Consider the following 25,692-nt stretch of genomic DNA (forward strand, 5'->3'; position numbering starts at 1 on the left):
ATTTCGTCGTTTGGCGCTTTATCATTCACTTGGTTCGCCATATGGATTCCACATCACTTAAATGAAAAAGACCCTTGAAATTGAGTTCACTTTTTTATGAAGATTAACTCAACCTAAGATTGACAATTTTCGTTATATTTTTCTCGTTTATAGCAATATATAAAAAAACTCTTTTTGTTTTAATTAACCATAAGACGTAAAAAAAGGCAACAAGATACTTCTTGTTGCCAAAGAAAAAAATCATCATTCAAAAAATATGAAAATGAAAACTAGCAGTGGACTAGCTAACAAAACAATTATATCCAAAACACTTTAACAAGTAACGATCAATATAATCCATTATATATGGATGAAAATCAGCACTTATAAAATTACACCGATAAATAAAAAGCCTGAAAATAGTTTCAGGCTTTTTATATTTATTAATTTTTTAGAATGAATATCTCGCAGCTATTGCAAGAATATCGTCTTCATTGTCTACATCTGTAATTCTGTATTCTGCTAGTGCTTTAAAATTAGAAGTCAAATCGTACTCTGCACCTAGTGAGTAGTAATCGACGACATCTTCATCATCACGCTCTAGATTGTTATAGCCAACTAGTGCCCAAAGCTTATCTGTTACTTCATAAGTGGCAACTGCTTCAATACCGGTGTAATCAATATTACTTTCAGAACCATCTTTAGCCCAGTTTTCACCATCACTGTATAAAACAGAGGCATAAAACTTGTCGTATTCAAATGCAATAGCACCCGTTAGCAGCTCTGCATCTTCTGCACCCGATTGCCCTTCACCTTCGTTGTAACCAAGCGCAACTTTGAAGCCATATGGCAACTTGTAGTCCGCCGCCGCACCATAAGAGGCTGCATCTGTTGACACTTCATCGTTTTCAGCCTGATAGCTAACATGAATATTCAAACCTTCATAGCTTGTCGTTAGCTTAAATACTGAATCGGAGCGACCGGTACCATATAGATCCGCACTTACGCCAGCAGCTTCATTACCAAACTCCGGGAAAATATCCGTGTAGTCAGATACTAAAGTGACCGCACCGTATTGACGTCCATAACTTACTGTTCCGTAATCTGCACCAACGCCTACATAGCCTTTTCGGATATCAAATTCATCATCTTCAATCCCATCAGCATCTCTGCGATTAGACTTAAATTCCAACTCATATAAGCCGAATGCATAAAGATCTTCATTTATTTTAGACTCACCTGAAAGTCCTACACGAATGTAGCTATTATCTCCGTCAGCATTTTTATCATCAGAGAAATAATACATCCCTTGCGCTCGGCCATGAATATTTAATACTGATTCTTGATCTTCATAAACTACGGCTGAATTTGCAGCACTTGCAGAGAAAAGTGCTGCGATTGCGATCGACGTTCTTGTCATTTTCATTTAATTACCACTACTTGTGTTGTTTGAATCGAGTGAAATTATGAACAGTGGCAATTATTTTTAAAGTGCAAATTCAACCATATTCTATGGATAAATATAAACAAGCTCTCAATCTAAAACATTATGTCCTAGTACTCATATTAGTCGAGATAATCCATCCAAACAGGAGGCGTTCCTATTATTTTTTGAACAGTATCAATGAACAGTTTGGCTAATGGTTGTTGATTTCGGTGAGTATACATTGCATATATTTCCCCTATTGCGGGAAGATTATAATCAGGAAGCAACTGTACAAGATCTTGTTTACTCAAACTCTCCTGAAGAAAGAACTGCCCAATTAAAGCATACCCTAGATCAGATTTTACGGCATCGAGCATTAACTCAGTTTCATTCACGAAGTACTGCCCATTGATATTATACGTTCTAACGTCGCTTGATGACTGGCTTGGCGCTATACGTAGCTTATCCGCCTTAAAGTTAGCATTCGAGTATATTACTGCTGGCATTTTTATAAGCTCTTCTGGAGAGCTCGGGGTTCCATACTTGTCAATAAAACTCTTCGATGCAACCAGTGCCATATTATTACTTGCCAACTTACGTACTATCATGTTGGACTCTCGGATTGGTCCGATACGAAACACAACATCAAAACCTTCGTGGATAACATCGACTCGATTATCATCGAGCAGCAGCTCTACAGTAATGTTTGGGTACTGTTTTATAAACTCTTTAACTGCCTGATTTAAGTATGCTCTGCCAAAGAAAGTGGAGCTTGATATTTTCAGATTACCTTTCGGTTCATCCTGAAATGTAGCAGCAATACTACGAGTTTCAGTTAGAACCTCTCTTACTTTCTTAGCTTGCGCCACCATCTCAACACCTGCATTGGTCAGGGATAGCGAACGTGTGGAACGGTTTAACAGCCGTAAGCCTAATTCATCCTCTAGCTTTTTGATCTGTTTTGACAAAGCTGAACGATCTATATGATTTCTGTCAGCAGCTTTAGCAAAAGTTCCGTATTCAGAGACATCCAGTAGTAATTCAAGTTGGCTTGCGAGATCCACTGCACAATTCCTTATTTAGTTTTTATTCTTTATGTGATGGGAAATGGATTTTACAAAATTAATTTCAATTTTTTATGGTTCAAATTGCATCAGTGAATTGCAAATAATGCACGAATTAAAAACGCTTTAATTTTCGTCGCTATCTTTAGCTTCTGTTTAGTTATTCCTATGTATTATGGCTTATTACATTTAACAATACTCCACGTCTTTAAAACCCTAAACTGACCTTTTTCAAACCAAAAAATGAGCATTTTGACCAATATTTAATCGTGCATTTTTATCACTACTCTATGTTCGCTGAGGGCCTATTTACCCATAGGTACAATGAATACAATGCCGTTCCTTTTAGTATGAACAGAATCATTTAGGGCGAGACAAATGTTAAAGAAAGTTTTCGGCATTGGCCTTTTATCCGTTTTAGCTGCTTGTGCAGACGAAGAGATAACCAAGCAACCTAATACTCCCTTACCTACGATAGACGTCTCCAAAGTCATCTATGAGCCCGTTCAATCGTGGTTCACCTTTACAACAAGGCTTCAAGCCCCAGAGAAAGTTTCTTTAATGCCACGCGTTTCCGGAGTTATTGAAACAGTAGAGTTCAAAGACGGACAGAGTGTCAACAAAGGCGACTTACTCGTCACTCTTGATGATCGAACCTTCAAAGCTCAGGTCTCACGACTTGAAGCACAAGTTAAGAGTGCTCGAGCTGCGCTAGAGCAAGCAGCAAACGAACAAAAGAGAGCCGCTCAACTGGTTAAGCGAAAAGCCATCTCAGCGGAACAAGCAGAGGCCCGAGATACCGCAGTAAAACAACGCTCTGCAGAACTAATGGCTTTGCGTGCTCAGTTAGAATCCGCAAAGTTAGATCTTGAGTTTACGAAGATATATGCCCCTATTAGCGGCACTATTTCAAGAGCATTCATTACTAAAGGAAACAATGTAAACGCAAATCAAAGCGTTATATCAAACATTGTCTCTAACGATCAGGTATATGCATACTTTGATGTCGATGAGCGAACTTGGAACCGTTACTTCTCGACAATCAATGCCGACTCTAACTTACCTACTCGTCTTGAACTATCTGGACAAAATGGGCAGGAATTTTTTGGACGCGTTGACTTTGTCGACAACTCCATCAACGAAAACACCGGTACTTTGCAGGTTCGAGCGGTATTCGATGCAACAAAATCAAACTTAAAAGTGGGATCGTTTGGCCGAGTTCAGATATCAACAACCAAACCAGTTGAACGAGTTCTCGTTCCAGAGCGTTCTATTGGCACAGATCTAGAAAACCGCTTTGTATTAACACTCAATGAAGAGAATACGTTGCAATACAGCATCGTAACCTTAGGCGAACGTTACGGAACATTTCGTGCCATCGAGAATGGCTTGAACGCCGACTCAATTATTGCGGTAAATGGCCCAGCAAAAGTTGGCCCAAATAGCAAAATCACACCAAAAAATGTCACGCTAGATATTAGCAACACCTCATTGATTATGGCTTCAAACTCAACATCGTTGCCAAATAAACGTTTAGCTCAAGACTAAGAAGACAACCGAATGAAATTTGCACACTTTTTTATTCAAAGACCCATATTTGCCTCTATGTTATCGCTATTGATATTAATAGTAGGCGCAATTTCACTTTTACAGTTGCCTGTGAGTGAATATCCAGAGGTTGTCCCTCCTACAGTAGTAGTTACAGCAAACTATCCTGGTGCGAACCCAAAAGTAATCGCAGAAACAGTTGCTACGCCTCTGGAGCAAGAAATTAATGGTACAGAAAACATGTTATATATGTTTTCGCAGGCAACCAGTGACGGCAGAATGACATTGACCGTAACCTTTGCTTTAGGTACGGACTTGGACAAAGCTCAGGTTCAAATTCAAAACCGCGTCACTACAGCTTTGCCCCGATTACCAGAAGCCGTCCAACGGTTAGGAGTTGTTGCCGAAAAAGCCTCTCCTGATCTCACTATGGTTGTGCATATATATTCTCCAGATTCTAGCCGTGAAGTCAGTTATTTAGCTAACTACGCTAATTTAAACTTGAAAGATGAGATAGCTCGGCTCGGAGGCGTTGGTGATGTGCGCCTTTTCGGTGGTGACGAGTACTCAATGCGCTTGTGGTTAAATCCAGATGAGCTCGCTTCTAGAAATCTAACCGTAATGGACGTTGTCTCCGCCGTCCGATCTCAAAACCAACAGGTGGCAGCAGGCTCATTAGGTGCGCAACCAGCCGCTAATGAAAACCAATTCCAAGTTTTGTTGAACGTAAAGGGCCGTTTGGAGAATATTGATGAATTCAACGACATTGTAGTAAAAGTTGACGAAACAGGGGCTTTGACACGTCTTAAAGACGTTGCACGCGTAGAGCTAGGTCAAAACTCTTATGCACTGCGCGCCTTGTTAAATGGTAAACCAGCGGTGGCGATGCCCGTATTCCAGCGCCCTGGTGCTAATGCTATTGAGCTATCTAATCAGGTTCGCTCAACCATGGACCGTTTACAAGCAGCCTTTCCAGCTGGAGTTTCATATGAAATAGCCTACGACCCGACCGTCTTTGTTCGTGGATCGATAGACGCAGTGGTTCATACTCTGCTAGAGGCAATTGTACTAGTTGTTGTTGTAGTCATTTTGTTTTTGCAAACATGGCGCGCGTCTATCATCCCTATCATTGCGGTGCCTGTTTCATTAATCGGTACGTTCGCCGTAATGCAAATGCTCGGAGTATCGATTAACACGCTTTCGTTGTTTGGACTTGTTCTCGCCATAGGCATCGTCGTCGATGACGCCATTGTCGTCGTCGAAAACGTGGAACGGAACATCCATAATGGTCTTGCACCGCTAGAAGCAACGAAACAAGCAATGACCGAAGTTACCGGGCCAATTATTGCAATTGCTTTAGTGTTATGTGCGGTGTTCATCCCGACGACCTTTATTACAGGGTTATCCGGTCAGTTTTATAAGCAGTTCGCACTAACAATTACGATCTCGACGATTATTTCAGCAATTAACTCGTTGACGTTATCGCCTGCTTTATCAGCACTGCTATTACAAGATAAGAACGCAAAACCCGATCGGCTAACCAAGCTCTTGGATGCGGTTTTTGGTAAGTATGTTTTTGCGCCATTCAATAGAATTTTTGAGTATAGCTCGAACCAATATCAAGTTCTGGTCAAGAAGCTGATTCGTTTTAGCCTTGTTGTGGTGGTGGTATACATTGCGTTACTCGGGGGAACGGTTTCTCTATTCAAAGCGGTTCCTGGAGGATTCATTCCTCAACAAGATAAGCAGTATTTAGTTGCGATCGCCCAACTTCCAGATGCAGCAAGTTTAGATCGAACAGAGTCCGTTATTAAAGAAATGGAAAACCTCGCGCTGGCAACACCTGGCGTAGCACAAACCATTTCTTTCCCAGGCTTATCGGTCAATGGTTTTACTAACAGTCCGAATAGTGGCATCGTTTTTGTTACGCTTGAGGACTTCGATAAACGAAATGATCCAACTCTCGGAGCAAATGCGATTGTTGCATCTTTGAATAAGAGCTTTTCAATCATTGATGAAGCCTTCGTTGCGATTTTTCCACCACCACCAATCCAAGGACTTGGCTCTACTGGCGGCTTTAAACTTCAAATCGAAGACCGTGCGAACAAAGGGTTTGATGAGCTCTTCAAGCAATTGAACTTGATAATAAGTGAGGCATCAACAAGACCCGAGCTGATGGGATTATATTCTACATTTCGCATACAAGTGCCGCAGATGGACATCCAAATAGATCGTGAACAAGCGATGCTGCAAGGTGTTCCTCTAGAGCAGGTTTTTGATGCGCTTCAAGTTTATTTAGGATCATTATACGTCAATGACTTCAATATGTTTGGTAGAACATACAAAGTGAATGCCCAGGCAGACATGAACTATCGTCTCGAACCTGACCAAATACTTAATTACAAAGTAAGAAATGCTGCCGGAAAAATGGTTCCTCTCGGCGCTGTACTGGAGATCATACCCACGATTGGGCCTGACCGCGTGATGCACTATAACGGCTACCCTAGTGCAGAACTAAACGGCAGTCCTGCTTTTGGTTACAGCTCTGACCAAGCCCAAACGGCTATTGAGGAAGTACTGGATCAAAACCTAGCAGAGGGAATGGTTTATGAATGGACTGATGTAACCTACCAGCAGATTTTGGCTGGTAACACGATGGTGTATATATTCCCACTTGTTGTTTTGTTAGTTTTCATGGTGCTAGCTTCGCAGTACGAGAGTTTAAAACTGCCATTCGCTATCATTTTGATCGTTCCTATGACCATTTTTTCTGCACTAGCAGGTGTTTGGTTCATTGGTGGTGACAACAATATATTCACGCAAATTGCTTTGATTGTCCTTGTGGCTCTAGCGTGTAAAAATGCCATCTTGATGGTGGAGTTCGCTAAAGAACTTAAAGACAATGGCCAAGATACCTTATCAGCGATTTTGGAAGCATGTCGTTTACGTCTTCGACCGATTCTAATGACATCAATTGCATTTACCGCTGGTGTTATTCCATTAATGATTGGTACAGGGGCCGGAGCGGAAATGCGACAAGCAATGGGTATTGCCGTATTCTCGGGTATGGTAGGCGTAACGGTATTTGGATTACTACTCACACCTGTTTTTTACATGTTAGTGAGTCGAAACAAAAAACGTCAAACACTATAACCATAATATAAATACTCATTTATATTCATACTAAAGGGAGCTATTGCTCCCTTTTCTTTTGGTTATTAAGTATATTAATAATTTCTAGACAGAGCAGCAGTTATACATGAAACTAATACGCTAATATCTAACCTGGATAAACATTGTGGATTTAGCAAATAAACTACACCTGCTTTTAGAAGTCTCTAAAGCTGGATCTTTTGCAAAAGCAGCAGATGGGATGAATATCGACCGCTCTGTTTTATCTAAACACATCAAGCAGTTAGAAGAGCACTTAGGCGTTAGGCTATTAAACAGAACAACTCGCTCTCTTTCATTAACACAAGTCGGCAAGCAAATAGTTGAAAAAGCAGACCAAATATCTCAACTCCTTGATGATACTCAACAAATAGCGGAGAACTTTCAGACTGAGCCTTCAGGGAAAGTACGAATTTCAAGCTCAACATTATTTGGAAAACTCTATCTACAACCTTCGATAGAGAAGTTTTTACATAAGTACCCAAAAGCAAGTGTTGAACTAATGCTAGATGATCTTCATGTAGACGTGATTAGAAGTAATTTTGATATTGCTTTTCGAATCGGACCTATGAGGGATTCATCAATGGTAGCAAGAAAATTAGCAAAAAATACGACTGCAATCATTGCTTCTCGAAATTTAATTGAAAAACATGGTAACCCAGAAACGCCTGATGAGTTAGTTAAGCTACCTTTTATTATTTATTCAAATGGTAATTTTATTGTCGATAAGCTTAAATTCTACGACAAAGCAAACTCAGATGGTTTAGATACATACCCAATATCAGGGTCATACATGGTAAATGAAGCTGAGCTAATAATTGAAAGCGTAAAGTCAGGTCTGGGCGCAGCACTTATAGGTCAATTTATGCTCCCTAACAACCTAGAGTCTTCTAATTTAGTTCAACTTTTACCAGAATATGAAACTCAAGATTTTGGTGATATTTATGCCATGTACTCACACCGTCAGCAATCACCATTGGTTAGGGCATTCATTGATATCGTTCAAGAAGAAATTGGCATACCACCAATATGGGAAAAGCATTTCAATAAAAGCTAGGTGATTCTATTTAACCAAAATTAACAGATAATAAAACATCAAATAAAATCAATAAGTTAAAACAGGAAAATTTAAGATTCATAGAAGTTTAATGTTAGGTGAATTAAGTTCCATTCTAAATGGCGCTTAATTCACTAAATATAAAACATTCTTGATTTATAATACTAACAAATCCATCACCTATACAAGTTACGATGTATATTAAAGAAAAACACACCTCGGTCACTAGTTTGTTAGTATATAAAATATCTTATCTTATTTTTTTGGTTATTTACACGTTAGCAACGATTTATTTTAGCGTACAAATGGACAAAAGCACATCGGAGAACTCTCTTATAGAAATGAATCAAATAGCATTTGTGCTTTTTTCATCGTTAATGTGTTTGTATAAATCTAAGGAATATCTTGAACTCAAACACATATTAGTAATAATGTCTTCATTTTTTATGGTTATATTCGTTAGAGAAATGGACTACCACATAGAGCAGTATTTCCCTCACGGTTCATGGAAGTATCCTGCTTGGATTATAATAGTCTCGGTCTGTTATTTTTGTTTTAATAATATAGTTAACATAAAAAATGAGGTAAAACTTTTCATTTCTCATTCTAGCTTCACGACATTAACGATTGGCTTTTTTATTGTTTTCTTATTCTCACGCTTTGCAGGGTATGGTGATTTTTGGGTCGAGTTCATGGGGAACTCATACAATAGAGACGTGAAAAACTTGGTCGAAGAAAGCTTAGAGTTACTAGGTTACGCGATACTTTTAAACGGTGTTTTACTTATTAAAGTAGAAAACCACTAAGTATAAACAAAAGTTCAGAGCTTGTAGTTCAAGATTTGAACTTTTTTTTGGTTAAAAAAAAGCAGCAAATATAATTTGCTGCAAATGATGAAAAAAACAATATGCGTAAGTTAACTTCCTAGCAATGGATGCGTTAACGAGTTAATAATAACGAACCGTAACAATTAAGTCTCGTTGAAAATAATCCATAAAGAATGGCATTTATTACACTGTTAATTATGTAACCTTATCTAATCTAGTTATCACACGCCGTCGTTTTTATATCTTATCTCTTTCTGTCAATAAATAGCTCTTCACATCAGATCTTATCTATCGTCCAAAATTAGTCGACTGTAAAATAAAACACCAAAAATCAATTAATTAGAATCAACCACTTAAAAAATAAAAAGGAGTAAAAACGAAACTATGTCAGATAGAACATATTAAAGATCACCGACTCTGAGTAGAAAACCGTTCATACTCCTTACGCATACAATCAATAAAGACTTCCATCGCCGGCGTCACACACTTCCCAGCATGATAAGCGCAGAGTGGCTTGATCATCTGTGAAAATTCGGTGAACTCAAGCTCTTGTAAACTGCCCTCTTGCAACTCTTTTTCAACCGTAAAACGAGGTAAATAAGAGATACCAATATTACTCTCAACGCAGTTTTTGATCGTATTAATACTGCTAAGTTCGATCATGTTGTCGATGCTAATATCACGCTCCTGAATAATGCTCTCAAACATCTGTCGAAAAAGGCACTTAGGGCCATTGCTTATAAACCCTAAATCAATATGTTGCTCTCTCTTCTTTAAATCTAGCCCTTTTAAAAGCGGTGAAGCAACCAATACCAGTGGCTCCTGCTCAAACTCGTGGACCTTGAGCGTATCGTCATTACCTACTCGATAAAACACACCTAAATCAGCTTTATCCGCTATCAACTCATCTCGAATCTGATAGCAATTTTGTGATTGCAGAGAGAGTCTGACATTGGGCGCTCTGATCCTGAACTCTTTTAAAACATTAGCCATCTTATAAGCAAGTTGAGTCTCAGCAACCAGCACTTTCAATTCACCGGTCGGCTCCGAGTTTTCTTGCTGTGCTGTTCCCTCAATATTTTCCATCACTCGCGACAGTTCATAGACGTAAGGCAGTATCTTTTCTCCTGCTTGAGTCAAAACCATCTTACGCCCTATTTTTTCGAACAGCTGCAGAGACAGATCTTGTTCCAACTGCTTGATTTGAAAGGTGACGGTTGATTGCGTGCAATAAAGCTTCTGTGACGCTTTTAGAAACGATCCTTCTTCAACAATAGCTTTAAAAGTAAGAAAGCGTTTTAGATTCATGACTAGACTCCACAACCAACAGTTCAATAAATTAAAAGTCTAAGTTTTAATTTATTCAATTTTTTAATCAATTGTAGCGAAGTATAGTGCAGTAAAAACAGGAGAGATAGAGATGACCGCCATCTACACCGCATTTTTTACTTACGTAATCATTACTTCAATTACACCAGGGCCAAACAACATTTTATCGCTCAGCATCGCGACGCAATATGGACTAAAACGCTCAACAAAAGTGATTTCGGGGATGTTTTGTGGCTATGTTGTTTTGATGCTACTTTGTGGCGCTTTCACGTATAACATGATCAGCCTCTTGCCCGTGATTACACCTTGGCTAACATGGATTGGAGCAGCTTATATTGTTTGGTTGGCTTGGGGGCTTGCTACGAGTGAGATCAAAACTTCATCGGATAATTCTAAAGGTATCAGTTTCTTAACAGGTTTCGGTTTGCAGTTCGTTAATGTGAAAATCATTCTTTATGGAATTACCTCTATTTCTACGTTCGTACTGCCCCACACTCAGAATATCTACTGGATCTTAGCGACTAGCCTCATTCTTGCTTTGATCGCACTTCTTAGCAACGTAGTCTGGGCCGTTGCAGGAAAGCTACTTCAATCGCAATTCCAGAGATATGGCAAAGTCATCAATATGAGCTTAGCAGCAGCTCTGATCTATTGTGCGACACAGTTATTTACTTAAGTATATAGTTGATCATCAAGAACAATATTGCTCTTCAACTTAGACGACTACGTTTATGTGAAGAGCAAATTCTGCTCTACAAATCGCTGCGGTTTCTCGTGCCCTTACTCGCTCCTCCCGCTCCTTCATACGGCAGTTTTTGAAGAAGTAGATTCAACGTCACTTAATCAACCTAAAGAGACGAAATCTTTTTTAGTTATACAGACACGGCCTTGGCGACCTTGGTAACAACTAAGTATTACTTAGTATACACAAATCAGAAAAACTAAGATAATCTTAGTCATCCAAGTCCTTCGTATGAACTTTAAGTGTTGTTTAATAATCCACTCCCAGCCCGCCTTAAGCATGCGCGTAAACAAGCGAATCTATCCCAAAAAGCACTGGGCATCCGTATCGGCATGGATGATAGTTCTGCAAGTGCAAGGATGAATCAATACGAAAGGGAGCGCCATACTCCCGACGTAAAAACGCTCAAACTTATCGCAGATGAGCTAAACGTACCTCTAAACTATTTTTTTTGTGAAGATGAAATCACCGCTGAACTTGCTGCGAATCTCCACAAGCTGTCAAATGATGACAAGCAAAGAGTGCTTGAGAGCACAGCCCAGTTGATTGCGGACGCAATCGTCACGAACAAGTCGAGTACGTAATTGGGATTAAACGCCTAAGAATACGTATCAATACCAAAGAATCAAAGAGCATAACTAAGGGTTCAACATGGCTACAACAAAAGCACTTGTGGTTTTTTCCGGTGGGCAGGACTCTACGACCTGCTTAATCGATGCATTAAATACATATGATGAAGTTCATGCTATAACGTTTGATTATGGCCAGCGTCATTCAGATGAAATAGATATCGCTATCGAATTAGGTAAGCAACTTAACATCAAAAGCCACAAAGTCCTGGATGTAAAATCAATTAATGAGTTAGCGATAAGCTCGCTGACAAGAGACAACATTCCGGTATCTAATGACTTAAGCGACGCTAACGTACCCAATACATTCGTTCCAGGGAGAAACATTCTCTTTCTTACTTACGCATGTATCCATGCTTACCAGCTTGGCATTCAAGACATCATTACGGGAGTTTGCGAAACAGACTTTAGTGGTTACCCTGACTGCCGAGACAACTTTATTCGCTCTCTAAATCTCTCTTGCAATTTAGGTATGGATAAAGCCTTCAATATTAAGACTCCTTTAATGTGGCTTACTAAAGCCGAGACCTGGGCTCTAGCTGATAAGCATAATATGTTGGAATTTGTTCAAAACAATACTTTAACATGTTACAACGGAATCGTTGGTAAAGGCTGTGGTGAATGCCCAGCGTGCCTACTGCGACAAAGCGGCTTAGAAGAATACTTAGCGAGCAAATAGTCTTTGTTAGCGGTAATAGCGCTGGGATAAAACCTTTTGCGTTAGCTTCTAAACGTTTTATCTCAGCGTGAAACTCCAGCCAACAGAGCTTCATTTTGATGCCGCCAGATTGGTGGCATCAATTAAATGCGAAACGATTGTCGAACCAAAGATAGCACCACACCACAACAGCCAACACTGCTTAGCTTTTACAACGCTATAAATTGTTTAGATATATCGACAATGTTTCGATAGCAAAGCTACCAACGGCATTACTCGCGAAACCGGAATTAGATAGAAAAGCTACCTCGAATGATGACGAGTCTCTCGTCTAAGCAATACTCAAATATTTATGAGTTTGAACAGACAAACGCCAATTGCGGGCAATGCACGTATCAATACACAATTGCGTAGCACGAGGCTTCTGGCTAATTGGTTGTAGTGCAATGATAGTCTCAGCCGCTACGTTCGCATTTGCTAAAAGATCATCAAGGTGGTCGATGTCTTTCTGGGTGCCGACTGGATGCTTAATCTCATTTGCCCGCTCTAATGCGCTATTAAGCACTGGTAATTTACCTTTCATTGCTACTTTTGGTGACACTGTCACCCACGTATTTTCTGAAGTAATCACTTCTGATGTGCCACTGGTTTCAATTTGGCATTGGCACCCCATATCTTCAAACGCCTTTGTTAAAGGGCGCAGATCATAAATACAAGGCTCTCCACCAGTAATCACGATATGCTTAGCATTAAAGCCTTGCTGTTGATATTGCTCTACGATGTTCTCGGCAGATGCAACACACCACGTCGGAGAATCTTCCGTTTTCACCAGAATATCGCCTATTTGACGTTGATCATTCTCATCTGCATACCACGTTTGTTTGGTATCGCACCATGAGCAACCAACCGGACACTCTTGAAGCCGAACAAAAACAGCAGGGACTCCAGTAAAAACCCCTTCCCCTTGGATGGTTTCAAACATCTCATTTAGCTTATACAACGCAGAACTCACTCAACTCATAACATTTCGAGGCGAAGACCATAATGGACACGCGTGTCTAGGTCAATTTAAACCAAAAATTAATTGTTAAAATAGACCATTTTGTAGTTTCATAGCGTAATGAATATAGGTTTCTGGTTAACGTTAAACCAAGCCTTATTCACTGACAGCTCCCAAAAAACTTTAAGGTAAGAAATGATGTATAAACTGATCGCACTAGATATGGATGGCACGCTACTCAATAGTGATAAAGCCATTTCTGAAGAAAACAAACAAGCGATCGCAAAAGCTCGAGAAGCAGGCGTTACTGTCGTTCTCGCTTCTGGTCGCCCATTAGAAGGAATGCAAGACAAGCTCGACGAACTGAATATCCATTCCGATCGAGATTTTGTTCTTTACTACAACGGTTCGATGGTCAAGAACGTAGGCACAAACGACATCATCCACCAGCAAATCATAGATGGTAAAGCTGCAAAATTGGTGGCGCGAAAAGCCGAAGAGCTAGGTGCGTACGTCCATGCTTTTAGTCAAGTTCATGGTTTAATCACCAACGAGCACAACCCTTACACCGATATTGAAACAAAGATAAATGGCTTAAATGTCACCGAGATGAACTTCGAATCACTAGAAGACGATCATCCAATCATCAAAGCTATGATGGTTGCAGAGCCAAGCAAACTAACAGAAGTTATAGCAGCACTTCCAGCTGAAATGCGCGAAGCGTTTACGGTTGTTCAAAGCGCTCCGTTTTTCCTTGAGTTTCTTAACCCTGCGAGCAACAAAGGTATTGGTGTTGCCGCAATTGCCGAGTATCTGGGAATTAAACCGGAAGAAGTTATCTGTATGGGTGACGCAGAAAATGACCACCACATGCTGAAATACGCTGGCCTTGGTATCGCGATGGCAAATGCAATGGAAGAAACCAAGCAAATCGCTGACTACATTACGGCAAGTAATGATGAGCACGGTGTCGCTAAAGCTATAGAAAAGTTCGTGCTCAATGCATAGCCCTTTCCGCCATGTCTGTTGCGTTAAGCTTCTTACGTTTAACATCCCTAGCCGTCCAAGATAGGCAAGCGGCGTTGTTCGTGGACTAAACGTGTAAAAGCCTTGCTGTAATGCAAGGCTTTGTTTTTACTTAAATACTAATAGATAACAAATACAGCCATCAATCTAGCAACGTTTTGCTCGGTTGGTTTTCACAAGTCAGCTTCCTTGCAAGCAGCATAAATAACAACATTAATAATGGATAATGTAACGTCGACAAGACTAATGACCACAAACCGCTAAACGATACGATATTAGCCGAGTACAAATAGAGTTGATCAACAAGCAACAATGCCAGCGTTACAAAGATCATCTGCCGAGTATCTAAATGTGCTTTCGACTCTTTAAATGTCATGACCAACGCTGATGCAGTGATTAAAATTGCTAGCCAGCGACCAAACACAGGTAATGGCCAGATGACGGAGATGACCGCTGTTGCCGCAGTCATAATGAACCAGACGCCTTTTGAGCTTAGAATTTGATCAACGTTCACATCTTGATTTGTCTCCAGTCGAAGAACATGCCAAGCCACCAAGCTACCTAACAGCGCGCCAAATAACATATCTAAAATAAAGGCACTGCCGAGGAAAAACTTACCTAACACCACAGTAAGAGTGATGAACACGAAGACTGCCGTTGTTCCATTCAAACCAAAATACTGGGTTCTATGAAACAAGAACGTCAGCACACAAAACCACACAGCGATAGGCAAGCTAGGAAAACTAAAGCCAAAGCTGTGCGTTAACTCCATCATTGGTATATAGACATGTGGGCGCGGTAGCGAAAAGCCTTGTTGAGCGACAAGCACCATAAGCGACGTTGCACTAATTGCAAAAAAGAGTCGGTACACAAACCGGCTACCAAAGCGCATCATGGCAAAAGGAAATAGAAAGAGTAGTACCGTCGGTTCTGTCAGGTCTATAACCAGTTTCGAGATCTGACTAGCTACCTCGTAACTCGTTTCTGACAACGCCCCTACCCAACTCTGTAAATCTATCAGCCACGCCAATTCAACCTGACGAAATGAAGGCGCGGATTCGATCAACTGAGTCACATAAGATACTGATTGCTTGGTAGCTTGATCAAAAAACTGAGTGGCTTGTGGCCATTGCTCAGGATAACGATATAAAGATGATGGTAATTCAGATGGGCTAAGCAACATCGCTGACGCAACTTCTACTCCATAATGAGGGGCAAACCAAATAGGCAGTTCATTTCCACCTAAAGAATTATTCATAGAAAAAGCGATAATGTCAGAGTCTGATATACAGTCGTAAAAAACCGCAGTGTCCGTTCTGCCAAGCTCCTCTCCAACCGTAACCACTATACCGGTTTCTTCCCACGTTTCTCGTTGAGCAGCAACTTGTGGAGACTCACCATCAATGATGGTTCCGCCAGGTAGAGAAATCTTATCCGTTAATACTTCATGAACTAGCACTAACTTGTCATCAGCGCGAACAATACAGAGCGCTCCTTTAACTTCGCTCGCAGTGGCTTTAGCCGTAGAGATCGGTGAAACAGGTAACAAAATAAAACAAAGGATGAGTAATAACAGCTGTCTCAACACAAAATATGACCTTAAATAAACATAATGATAACCAATGAATCATGGCAGTTAATCTTATCTTTTTCGACAAAAATTAAGTAACGAGTTATGCCAAACTGAGTTGATCGCGTAAAACCCGATCTCAACGCTCACTGGAGAATAATTTAATGCAAACCTGACAAAGATCAGACAAAACATAAAATGTTGATCGCAATTCTGCCAGTTATATAAAGATAACGTCAGGACAAAGTCATACACATTTTGTGGGTTCTCATAGTTGACACAATAAAAAAGGGCTTATTATTCGCAAACAATAAACCCCAGTTATAATAACTATGTACTGATCGTTGAAACCAAGAATGAATCTTATCTCATGGTCAACGAATCAAATTCACTGGCCCGATCGTTAGTTAGACTTGCAATTCGCATCGCCTACTTTTTGCCAAACACCCCAAGGCCCTGAGTCTGCTGGATTATCACCTTGAGTCCACCACTGCGCTTGCCAAACTTTACCATTCCAAGTAACCGTATCTCCTTTGAGATACACTAAGCTGGCTTGCCATACAGTTGTACAGCTATCTGTGGGAGGCGTTGTCACCGTTTTCGCTTGAGCGGATACTAACGCTTGGTATTGTGTGCTGGTCTTATCAACGTTGAAGTTCAAAGCCACTCTTGCTTCTCCGCTCTGAGTAGCACCAAATTCAACATCAACACGACAACTTGCATTCATTGCTAACGTCGCCTGAGAGCACTGATCATTGGCAATAACAGCTGCATCAGTAACACCCGAAGCAAACGCGCGAACATTTTCCACAGTGAACGTGGTGCTCCCTGAATTCTGGATAACAAAGCTATGTTGCTGTAACTCCCCAACATTAAATGATGCCAGTGTCTGTTCGGTGGTGTATCCAACAGAAACATTCTCTTTTGGTGGTGTTGCTGTTCCGATAACACCATCGACGAAATTGCGCATAGCAGCGATATCGCTATAAACCCCATACATACCAGGACGAGCACAACCTATTCCCCAACTAACCACACCAAGTTGAGTAATTACACCACTGCGATTAATAACGATTGGACCACCACTATCTCCCTGACAAGAATCTATCCCACCTTGAGGAATACCCGCACAAAATGACACTTCTCCAACCGTTGTGTAGTTGCCACCGGCTTGACGGCAAGTCATATCCGACACAAGTGGGACGTCAACCTCTTGCAATCGAGACGGAGAGCTTCCTCCTTCAGAAGTTCGCCCTAAGCCAGCAACACTAAGCCAATCTCCGATGCTCGCGTATTGCGTTAGACTACCATTCGCAATCTCAACTGAAGAAACACCTTGAGGCACAGAGTCGAGCTTCAATACCGCGAGGTCATGAGAAAGCGTCGCGCGGCGATATGCCGGGTGCATATGGATCTCACTGACGTTTGCACGAACACCATCACTACCGTTATAAACAACGCCACCGATTTTAACCGCAATCTGACTCGGAGAATCACCCTCAACACAATGTGCAGCAGTCAGGACGTAACCATTCCCGATATAACTGGCCCCACAATACGATCGGTTACCATAACGACTAACAATTTGGGTGTAGAATTTCCAGTCACGTGGGTCGGCAGTTACTCCGCCTACGATCTGGGGTTGGATAGTGTGATTTTGCGTCTGTGACAAATCATCAGCACTTGCGAACATTGGCAAAACGGCTAAAGCAAGTAACGATTTTGTTAGTTTCAAAATATTGTCCTCTTGTTTTTGTAAGCACGATCCTCGTGCTACTAATAAACAAGCAGACAAAAACGCCGATACCAATGTGGGCGCATATCAATTTATTAACATTGCGAGCAACTTATAGAGAAAAGTCTATTGACGAACTGAATGATTTCAATTCGAATGAACCTAAATCACAATATTAAAGTTAAATACGATTATTCGTTCAGCGGTTTTCTTAAATAGTGGATATGGTGTGCAAATCCTTGTTTTTCATACAAAGATATTGCGCCCTGGTTAAAATGCCATACTTCAACAAACATCTGTTTTGCACCGTAATCAGAGAACGTTGACTCAATTTTATTAATCAAAGCCTGCGCCGTACCTTGTTTTCGATATTCAGGCAGCACATAGAGCTCATCCACGCTTCCCATCATAACTGGCTGGCTGACGGTAGAAATAAGTTCACAGAAGTGACCAGAAATAAAGCCAATAATTTCATCTCCTTGTTTTGCTACGTAAACAAGGCACTCAGGGTCATCAATATATCGAGCAATGCTTTTTTCTTGTTCTATCTCCTCTGCCGTTTTGAAAAGCTCAGGAGATTGAAGATGATGCTCATCATGAAGCTCGAACATAAGATCGTTGAGCAACTCTAGGTCGCTAAAACACGCAGGTTTAATCGCAAACGTGGTCATACAAAGGGTCACTAAAAATGGAATGGCTGTAGTTTGTGAGGAAAACGTCGTATTGGCAAGTCACAAATGCTTTCACGATACGTTTGTACTGTTTGAGCAACAAAAAAGCCCCTGTACTTAATAAACGTACAGAGGCAGAACCAACCTACAGAGTTCGAGGATCAGGGGTTAGTTAGAATTGAGTTTTTCTCAGCGTCGTAGCACTCGCTCAATTTCGTTCAAGCTACTTGGGTCATCAATCGTTGACGGAACGGTGTATTTTTCACCATCAGCTATTTGACGTATAGTTCGACGCAAAATTTTACCTGAACGTGTTTTCGGTAAACGGTCTACAACCAACGCATGCTTGAAGCAAGCAACTGCACCTATCTCACTACGCACTTTGCCAACAAGCTCACCTTCAAGGTCTAGCTCATCCACTTTGACGCCGTCTTTCAGTACAACAAAACCAAGTGGAAGCTGACCTTTTAGATCATCGTGGATACCGACCACCGCACATTCTGCAATCGCTGGGTGGCCTCCTACTATTTCTTCCATTTCACCTGTCGACAATCGGTGTCCCGCGACATTAATCACGTCATCAATACGTCCCATAATAAACAGGTAACCGTCTTCATCCAGATAGCCACCATCACCAGACACGTAGTAGCCTGGGAACTGGCTAAGATAACCAGTTTCAAAACGGTCATGATTACGCCAAACCGTTGGCAGACAGCTTGGTGGTAGCGGACGTTTTAATGCGACAAAGCCTTGTTGGTTAGGCCCGACAGCCTCTCCAAGTTCATTCAGAATCTCGACCTGATAACCCGGAATGGGCTTCGTCGAAGAACCAGCTTTAACTGGCATCATTTCGACACCTGTCGGGTTGCCCGCGATGGCCCAGCCCGTCTCGGTTTGCCACCAGTGGTCAATAACGGGCTTGTCCGCTTTGCTCTGAACCCACTCCAGTGTCGGAGGGTCAAGGCGTTCTCCCGCCATAAAGATGGTTTTCAGATTCGACAAGTCGTACTGTTTTAAGTGCTCACCTTCCGGGTCCTCTTTCTTAATCGCACGAAACGCCGTTGGTGCAGAGAACAACGCATCTACTTTATATTCATCACACACTCGCCAAAATGCGCCAGGATCCGGTGTTCGAACAGGCTTGCCTTCGAATAGGATAGTAGTGCAACCGTGAATCAGTGGAGCATAAACAATGTAAGAGTGCCCTACTACCCAGCCCACATCAGATGCCGCCCAAAAGACGCCATCTTGAGGAATGTTATAGATTGCGCTCATGGAGTACTTCATCGCGACAGCATGGCCACCGTTATCACGCACAACGCCTTTCGGCTTACCTGTCGTACCCGATGTATAAAGTATGTAGAGCGGATCGGTTGCTAACACCGGAACACAACCATGTGGCAGCGCTTGTTTGTACTCTCGCTGCCAATCTAAGTCTCTTTCTTGGTTTAGCTCAGCGTCGCACTCTGGACGTTGGAAAACAAACACTTTCTCAGGCTTCCAACGGCTGTCCATAATGGCTTTGTCTACCATTGGTTTGTATGGAATGACTTTGTTGATCTCAATCCCGCACGACGCCGTCATGATCACTTTCGGCTCTGCATCTTCAATTCGTACAGCAAGCTCATTAGGTGCAAAACCACCGAATACTACGGAATGAATCGCCCCCAAACGCGCGCAGGCAAGCATCGCCATTGCGGCTTCTGGGATCATCGGCATATAAATAACGACTCGGTCGCCTTTTTCAACACCTTGAGCAGACAGCATGCCAGCAATTTTTGCTACTTGGTCACGTAGATCGCTATAGGTGTACGTGGCTTTACGACCTGTCACTGGCGAGTCATAAATGAGTGCAGTATTATCACCGCGTCCTTGCTCGCAATGGTAATCTAATGCTAACCAGCATGTATTCATTACACCATCTGGAAACCAACGTTCTATGCCGTTTTCATCAGATTTCAAGATAGTTTTAGGAGATTCAAACCAATCGAGATTCTCCGCTTGAGCGCGCCAAAAACTCTCCGGTTCATTCTTCGCCCATAAGTATTCTTTTTCGTATGAAGACATATTGCTTCCTCCAGTATGTCCTGACATTGCTCTCGTTCTACTCAAAGATCGCTCTTTTAATCCAAAGATCGTCTCTTTTAATCGAAGACATAGAAGGGTACACGCACAAATCCCTCCATCAGTATTCTCGCACTTCGGCTCATAATGGCTTTTTGCACCACCCAGCCCTGCTCAGTTTGCTTCGCTTGTGCCCCAACTTTTAACGTTCCTGACGGGTGACCAAAAGTCACGGACTCTTTTTCACCGCCACCAGCGGCTAAATTCACTAACGTTCCGGGCACACACGCAGCAGAAGCAATAGCAACGGCTGCTGTTCCCATCATTGCATGATGTAGTTTGCCCATCGACAGCGCGCGAACGAGCACATCAATATCCGACTCATTAACGGCTTTACCACTTGAAGACAGGTAACTTTTCGGTTTAGAAACAAACGCTATTTTCGGCGTATGTTGGCGTGTTTGAGCTTCTTCTAAATCAGAAATCAGGCCCATTTTTAACGCGCCATATGCGCGGATGGATTCGAACATCGCTAATGCTGTGTCATCGTTGTTGATATCGTCTTGCAGCTCGGTGCCCTGATATCCTATCGATTCAGCATCAATAAAAATGGTTGGTATGCCCGCGTTAATAAAGGTCGCGTTGAACGTACCCACATCCGGCACCACCAAATCATCAACTAAGTTGCCCGTTGGGAACATACTTCCTTCGCCATCGGAAGGATCAACAAAATCCACTTGAATCTCTGCCGCTGGAAACGTGACACCATCGAGTTCAAACTCTCCAGTTTCCTGGACAAAACCATTGACGATTGGCACGTGAATCAAGATGGTTTTGCTGATGTTCACCTGCCAAACACGCACCGTCACAATGCCATTTTCTGGAATGCGATCTTGTGGAATCAGCCCAGCATGAATGGCGAAAGGACCGACAGCGGCAGACAAGTTGCCGCAGTTACCGCTCCAATCGACGAATGGTTTGTCGATCGACACTTGGCCAAATAAGTAGTCAACATCGTGATCGGCTCTGCTGCTGCGCGAAACAATCACTGTTTTACTGGTGCTTGACGTCGCGCCCCCCATGCCATCAATTTGCTTCGCGTACGGATCAGGGCTGCCAGTAACGCGTAGCAACAGTTTGTCACGTGCGGCTCCAGCCAATTGCGCTTCTTGAGGTAAATCCTCTAGGTTGAAAAAGACACCTTTACTCGTGCCGCCACGCATGTACGTCGCGGGCACTTTTATTTGGCTTGTTTGATTCGGAGTATTATTTGACATACGCACTCCTTATTGTGCCAAGAAATCTTGCGCGAAACGCTGCAGAACACCGCCCGCGTTGTACACGTGAACTTCGTCAGCGGTATCTAAGCGACAAGTAACCGGAACATCGACTTTATCGCCGTTGCTGCGTGTGATAACCAGCGCTAAATCAGCGCCCGGCTTGATTTCTCCAACCACGTCGTAAAGTTCCGTACCATCCAGCTCTAGCGTATTGCGGTTAACGCCTGACTTAAATTGCAGTGGTAGTACGCCCATGCCAACCAAGTTAGTACGGTGAATACGCTCAAAGCCTTCAGCAACAATGGCTTCTACGCCTGCCAGTCGAACGCCTTTTGCTGCCCAGTCACGGGATGACCCCTGACCGTAATCCGCGCCAGCCACCACGATCAATGGTTGTTTACGATTCATGTAGGTTTCAATCGCTTCCCACATACGAACCACCTGCCCTTCTGGCTCTACACGCGCCAGAGATCCCTGCACGACTTCGCCGTTTTCCTTCACCATTTCATTGAACAACTTTGGGTTAGCGAAGGTCGCGCGTTGCGCCGTTAAGTGGTCACCACGGTGAGTCGCGTAAGAGTTGAAATCTTCTTCTGGCACACCCATTTTCGCTAAGTATTCACCTGCTGCGCTGTTTCCAAGAATCGCGTTGGATGGTGATAAGTGATCAGTGGTGATGTTGTCGCCCAGAATCGCCAATGGACGCATACCAGACAATGTTCTTTCTCCCGCTAGCGCACCTTCCCAGTACGGTGGTCGGCGGATATAGGTACTCATCGGACGCCAGTCGTACAGCGGGTTGGGGTTTTGCTCTTGATCATTCAGCTTAAACATCTGAATGTAAACTTGCTTAAACTGCTCAGGTTTAACATGAGTACCGACAACTGCATCGATCTCTTCATCGCTTGGCCACAAATCATTGAGATAAATTGGTTTGCCGTTTTGGTCCGTGCCCAATGCATCGCGCTCGATATCAAAACGAATCGTACCCGCTAGCGCATAAGCGACAACCAATGGTGGTGAAGCCAAAAAAGCTTGTTTGGCGTACGGATGGATTCGACCATCAAAGTTACGGTTACCAGAAAGCACCGCTGTCGCATATAAATCACGGTCGATGATCTCTTGTTGGATTTTTGGATCCAGCGCACCACTCATACCGTTACAAGTTGTACATGCGTAACCAACAATGCCAAAGCCAAGCTTCTCTAGCTCTGGTAATAAGCCCGCTTCTTCCAGATACAAGCGTGCAACTTTAGAACCCGGAGCAAAAGACGATTTCACCCACGGTTTACGTACAAGACCAAGTTCGTTGGCTTTCTTCGCCACAAGGCCAGCAGCAACCACGTTTCTTGGGTTACTGGTATTCGTACATGAGGTAATAGCAGCGATGATCACTGCACCATCTGGCAACTCGCCTTCTTTCTCTTCCCACGCTCCAGAAATACCGCGCTGTGCCAACTCAGAAGTTGGTAAACGACGATGAGGGTTTGACGGACCAGCCAAGTTACGGCTAACTGATGATAAATCGAACTCAAGTACGCGCTCGTAAACGGCGCTATCAAGATCGTCTGCCCAAAGACCGGTTTGTTTTGCGTAATTTTCTACTAGAGCAACTTGTTCTTCATCTCGACCAGTTAGTTTCAAGTAATTGATGGTCTGCTCATCAATATAAAACATGCCAGCTGTTGCGCCGTATTCTGGTGTCATGTTTGAAATCGTTGCGCGGTCTCCGATCGTTAGATCACGTGCGCCTTCTCCAAAGAATTCAAGATATGAAGATACCACACGCTCATTACGCAGAAACTCAGTAATCGCGAGGACAATATCCGTTGCGGTAATGCCCGGTTGACGTTTACCCGTCAGTTTGACACCGACAATATCTGGTAGACGCATCATTGATGGTCGGCCAAGCATGACGGTTTCTGCTTCCAGACCACCGACACCTATCGCAATAACACCAAGAGCGTCTACGTGAGGTGTGTGACTGTCCGTACCCACACAGGTGTCTGGGTAGGCAATGCCCTGCTTTGCTTGTACCACAGGAGACATTTTTTCCAAGTTGATTTGGTGCATGATGCCATTCCCAGCTGGAATCACGCTGACGTTTTCAAACGCTGTTTTGCACCACTCGATAAAGTGGAATCGGTCTTCATTACGGCGCTCTTCAATCGCGCGGTTTTTGTCGAAGGCATCAGGATCAAAGCCCGCATGTTCAACCGCTAAAGAGTGGTCAACGATCAATTGTGTCTCAACCACTGGGTTCACTTTTGCAGGATCGCCGCCCTGATCTGAAATGGCATCGCGCAGACCCGCTAAATCGACTAGAGCGGTCTGACCAAGAATGTCATGACAAACAACGCGTGCTGGATACCAAGGAAAATCAAGATCGCGTTTGCGTTCTATTAACTGTTTCAGGCTATCTGTCAATGTGTTCGGGTCACAGCGGCGGACCAGCTGCTCAGCTAGCACGCGAGAGGTATAAGGGAGTGTTTCATAGGCTCCAGGAGAAATGGCATTGACGGCTTCGCGTGCATCAAAATAATCCAGTTGAGTTCCCGGAAGCGGCTTACGATATTGGGTATTAATATTTGTGTTCATGGTTTGCTTCCATTCAGTCTTTACATCTTGCCTTCATCAAGGTTTTCCATTGCTCCAGAAACACAGTGATGAGAGGTTCTCCTTCCTCTGTTAGAGAGAATGACAAAGGAAGGAGGTGGTCAACCAAAGCATATAATGCCCTCGTTGACCTTCGCGCTAGCGATTCTCGATAGGCACCCATTCTTGATGATCTGGGCCCGTATAATCGGCACTTGGGCGAATAATACGGTTATTGGCACGCTGTTCATAAACGTGTGCAGCCCAGCCCGTTAAACGGCTCATCACAAAGATTGGGGTAAATAGTTTGGTTGGAATATCCATGAAGTGGTAAGCCGATGCATGGAAGAAGTCCGCATTACAGAACAGACCTTTCTCTCGCTTCATCACTGATTCAACACGCTCAGAAACCGCATATAGATGAGTATCACCAACTTGTTTCGATAGCTCTTTGGACCATCGTTTTATTAAGGCGTTGCGAGGGTCACTTTCACGATAAATCGCATGACCGAAGCCCATGATCTTGTCTTTATTGGCTAGCATTTTCATGATGTTCGCTTCCGCCTCGTCGGGCGTTTGCCAATCTTCAATCATTTCCATCGCCGCTTCGTTCGCACCGCCGTGAAGTGGTCCACGAAGCGTACCGATTGCTGCCGTGATACAAGAATGAATGTCTGACAACGTTGATGCACAAACGCGTGCTGCGAATGTAGAAGCATTAAACTCATGTTCAGCATAAAGAATGAGCGAGCAATGCATCACTTGTTTGTGCAGCGCAGATGGCGCTTTGTCTGTAAGTAATCGTAAGAAGTAACCACCGATGCAATCTTCAGTCTGATCCTCGGTGTTGATACGCACGCCATCATGACTAAAGCGGTACCAGTAACAGATGATGGCAGGGAACAAGGCAAGCATACGTTCGGTTGCTTTCAGTTGCTCCTCGAAGCTCATTTCCTGCTCTAGGTTACCCAATACAGAACAACCCGTGCGCATTACGTCCATTGGGTGTGCGCTTGCAGGAATCAACTCTAAAGCTTGTTTTAGCTCGGCTGGCAAACCTCTAAGGCTGAGTAGATGTGTCTTGTACGCATCAAGTTCTTGTTGATTCGGCAAGTGACCGCGTAACAGAAGGTGAGCCACTTCTTCAAACTGTGCGTTGTTCGCAAGATCAGTAATATCGTATCCACGATAAGTTAAACCAGTTCCCGTTTTTCCGACAGTACATAAAGCTGTGCTTCCTGCGCTTTGACCACGAAGGCCTGCGCCACCTAATTCTGCTTTCTTTTCTGCAGTTTGAGACATTGTTTGAACTCCTTTTCTG

The 25,692-nt window shown here is 42.8% G+C and carries 18 protein-coding genes; 7 read left to right on the forward strand and 11 right to left on the reverse strand.

Annotated elements, in window-relative coordinates; all coding sequences use genetic code 11:
* Positions 1-430 precede the first annotated feature (430 nt).
* Together R8N47_RS08175 and R8N47_RS08180 are read right to left on the reverse strand one after the other, a co-directional pair.
* A complete protein-coding gene (locus tag R8N47_RS08175) occupies positions 431-1,405 on the reverse strand; it encodes a porin (RefSeq protein ID WP_005377322.1) in 975 nt (324 codons plus the stop codon).
* 140 nt (positions 1,406-1,545) lie between these two features.
* Complete coding sequence (locus tag R8N47_RS08180; RefSeq protein WP_017821684.1) at positions 1,546-2,469, reverse strand: LysR family transcriptional regulator; 924 nt, start codon at positions 2,467-2,469, stop codon at positions 1,546-1,548.
* Positions 2,470-2,847: 378 nt separating this feature from the next.
* Between R8N47_RS08180 and R8N47_RS08185 the strand changes: the two genes are divergently transcribed.
* From R8N47_RS08185 to R8N47_RS08195, 3 genes are all read left to right on the forward strand, one after another.
* Positions 2,848-4,017, forward strand: a complete 1,170-nt coding sequence (locus R8N47_RS08185) for an efflux RND transporter periplasmic adaptor subunit (RefSeq protein WP_064353960.1) — start codon at positions 2,848-2,850, stop codon at positions 4,015-4,017.
* 12 nt (positions 4,018-4,029) lie between these two features.
* Positions 4,030-7,170, forward strand: a complete 3,141-nt coding sequence (locus tag R8N47_RS08190; RefSeq protein WP_064353961.1) for an efflux RND transporter permease subunit — start codon at positions 4,030-4,032, stop codon at positions 7,168-7,170.
* A 145-nt stretch (positions 7,171-7,315) separates the two neighbouring features.
* Entirely contained in the window at positions 7,316-8,245 is a 930-nt protein-coding gene (locus R8N47_RS08195) for a LysR family transcriptional regulator (RefSeq protein ID WP_064353962.1), read from the forward strand.
* Between the two features lie 1,235 nt (positions 8,246-9,480).
* Here R8N47_RS08195 and R8N47_RS08200 read toward each other — a convergent pair.
* Entirely contained in the window at positions 9,481-10,380 is a 900-nt protein-coding gene (locus R8N47_RS08200; RefSeq protein WP_064353964.1) for a LysR family transcriptional regulator, read from the reverse strand.
* Between the two features lie 112 nt (positions 10,381-10,492).
* Here R8N47_RS08200 and eamB point away from each other — a divergent pair, with 112 nt between their 5' ends.
* From eamB to queC, 3 genes are all read left to right on the forward strand, one after another.
* A complete protein-coding gene (eamB, locus tag R8N47_RS08205; RefSeq protein WP_005388201.1) occupies positions 10,493-11,077 on the forward strand; it encodes a cysteine/O-acetylserine transporter in 585 nt (194 codons plus the stop codon).
* 308 nt (positions 11,078-11,385) lie between these two features.
* Positions 11,386-11,727 (forward strand): helix-turn-helix domain-containing protein, encoded by a 342-nt coding sequence (locus tag R8N47_RS08210; protein WP_005377299.1) that lies wholly within the window; start codon positions 11,386-11,388, stop codon positions 11,725-11,727.
* Positions 11,728-11,794: 67 nt separating this feature from the next.
* Positions 11,795-12,451 carry a 7-cyano-7-deazaguanine synthase QueC gene (queC, locus tag R8N47_RS08215; protein ID WP_005377298.1) on the forward strand — a complete coding sequence of 219 codons (657 nt, stop codon included), beginning with the start codon at positions 11,795-11,797 and terminating at the stop codon, positions 12,449-12,451.
* A gap of 310 nt (positions 12,452-12,761) precedes the next feature.
* On the opposite strand, the gene queE is transcribed toward queC, so the two are convergent.
* Positions 12,762-13,412 carry a 7-carboxy-7-deazaguanine synthase QueE gene (queE, locus tag R8N47_RS08220; protein ID WP_005377296.1) on the reverse strand — a complete coding sequence of 217 codons (651 nt, stop codon included), beginning with the start codon at positions 13,410-13,412 and terminating at the stop codon, positions 12,762-12,764.
* Positions 13,413-13,628: 216 nt separating this feature from the next.
* Here queE and R8N47_RS08225 point away from each other — a divergent pair, with 216 nt between their 5' ends.
* Complete coding sequence (locus R8N47_RS08225; RefSeq protein ID WP_064353965.1) at positions 13,629-14,438, forward strand: Cof-type HAD-IIB family hydrolase; 810 nt, start codon at positions 13,629-13,631, stop codon at positions 14,436-14,438.
* A gap of 160 nt (positions 14,439-14,598) precedes the next feature.
* Here the strand turns inward: R8N47_RS08225 and R8N47_RS08230 are convergent, their stop codons facing one another.
* The 7 genes from R8N47_RS08230 to prpC form a co-directional block, all read right to left on the reverse strand.
* Complete coding sequence (locus R8N47_RS08230; RefSeq protein ID WP_213913891.1) at positions 14,599-16,044, reverse strand: bifunctional NUDIX hydrolase/phosphatase PAP2 family protein; 1,446 nt, start codon at positions 16,042-16,044, stop codon at positions 14,599-14,601.
* A 385-nt stretch (positions 16,045-16,429) separates the two neighbouring features.
* On the reverse strand, positions 16,430-17,761 hold the full coding sequence (locus R8N47_RS08235; protein WP_017633778.1) for a trypsin-like serine protease: 1,332 nt from the start codon (positions 17,759-17,761) through the stop codon (positions 16,430-16,432).
* 191 nt (positions 17,762-17,952) lie between these two features.
* Positions 17,953-18,432 carry a GNAT family N-acetyltransferase gene (locus tag R8N47_RS08240; protein ID WP_005377290.1) on the reverse strand — a complete coding sequence of 160 codons (480 nt, stop codon included), beginning with the start codon at positions 18,430-18,432 and terminating at the stop codon, positions 17,953-17,955.
* 189 nt (positions 18,433-18,621) lie between these two features.
* Entirely contained in the window at positions 18,622-20,499 is a 1,878-nt protein-coding gene (locus R8N47_RS08245; RefSeq protein WP_054866169.1) for a propionyl-CoA synthetase, read from the reverse strand.
* Positions 20,500-20,576: 77 nt separating this feature from the next.
* Positions 20,577-21,773: a 2-methylaconitate cis-trans isomerase PrpF gene (gene prpF, locus R8N47_RS08250; protein ID WP_213913894.1), complete on the reverse strand. Its 1,197-nt coding sequence runs from the start codon at positions 21,771-21,773 to the stop codon at positions 20,577-20,579.
* A gap of 9 nt (positions 21,774-21,782) precedes the next feature.
* Positions 21,783-24,374: a Fe/S-dependent 2-methylisocitrate dehydratase AcnD gene (gene acnD / locus R8N47_RS08255; protein WP_064353968.1), complete on the reverse strand. Its 2,592-nt coding sequence runs from the start codon at positions 24,372-24,374 to the stop codon at positions 21,783-21,785.
* Positions 24,375-24,530: 156 nt separating this feature from the next.
* Positions 24,531-25,673, reverse strand: a complete 1,143-nt coding sequence (gene prpC, locus R8N47_RS08260; RefSeq protein WP_005377283.1) for a 2-methylcitrate synthase — start codon at positions 25,671-25,673, stop codon at positions 24,531-24,533.
* Between the last annotated feature and the right edge of the window lie 19 nt (positions 25,674-25,692).

This window comes from Vibrio sp. 2132-1 (assembly GCF_033344315.1).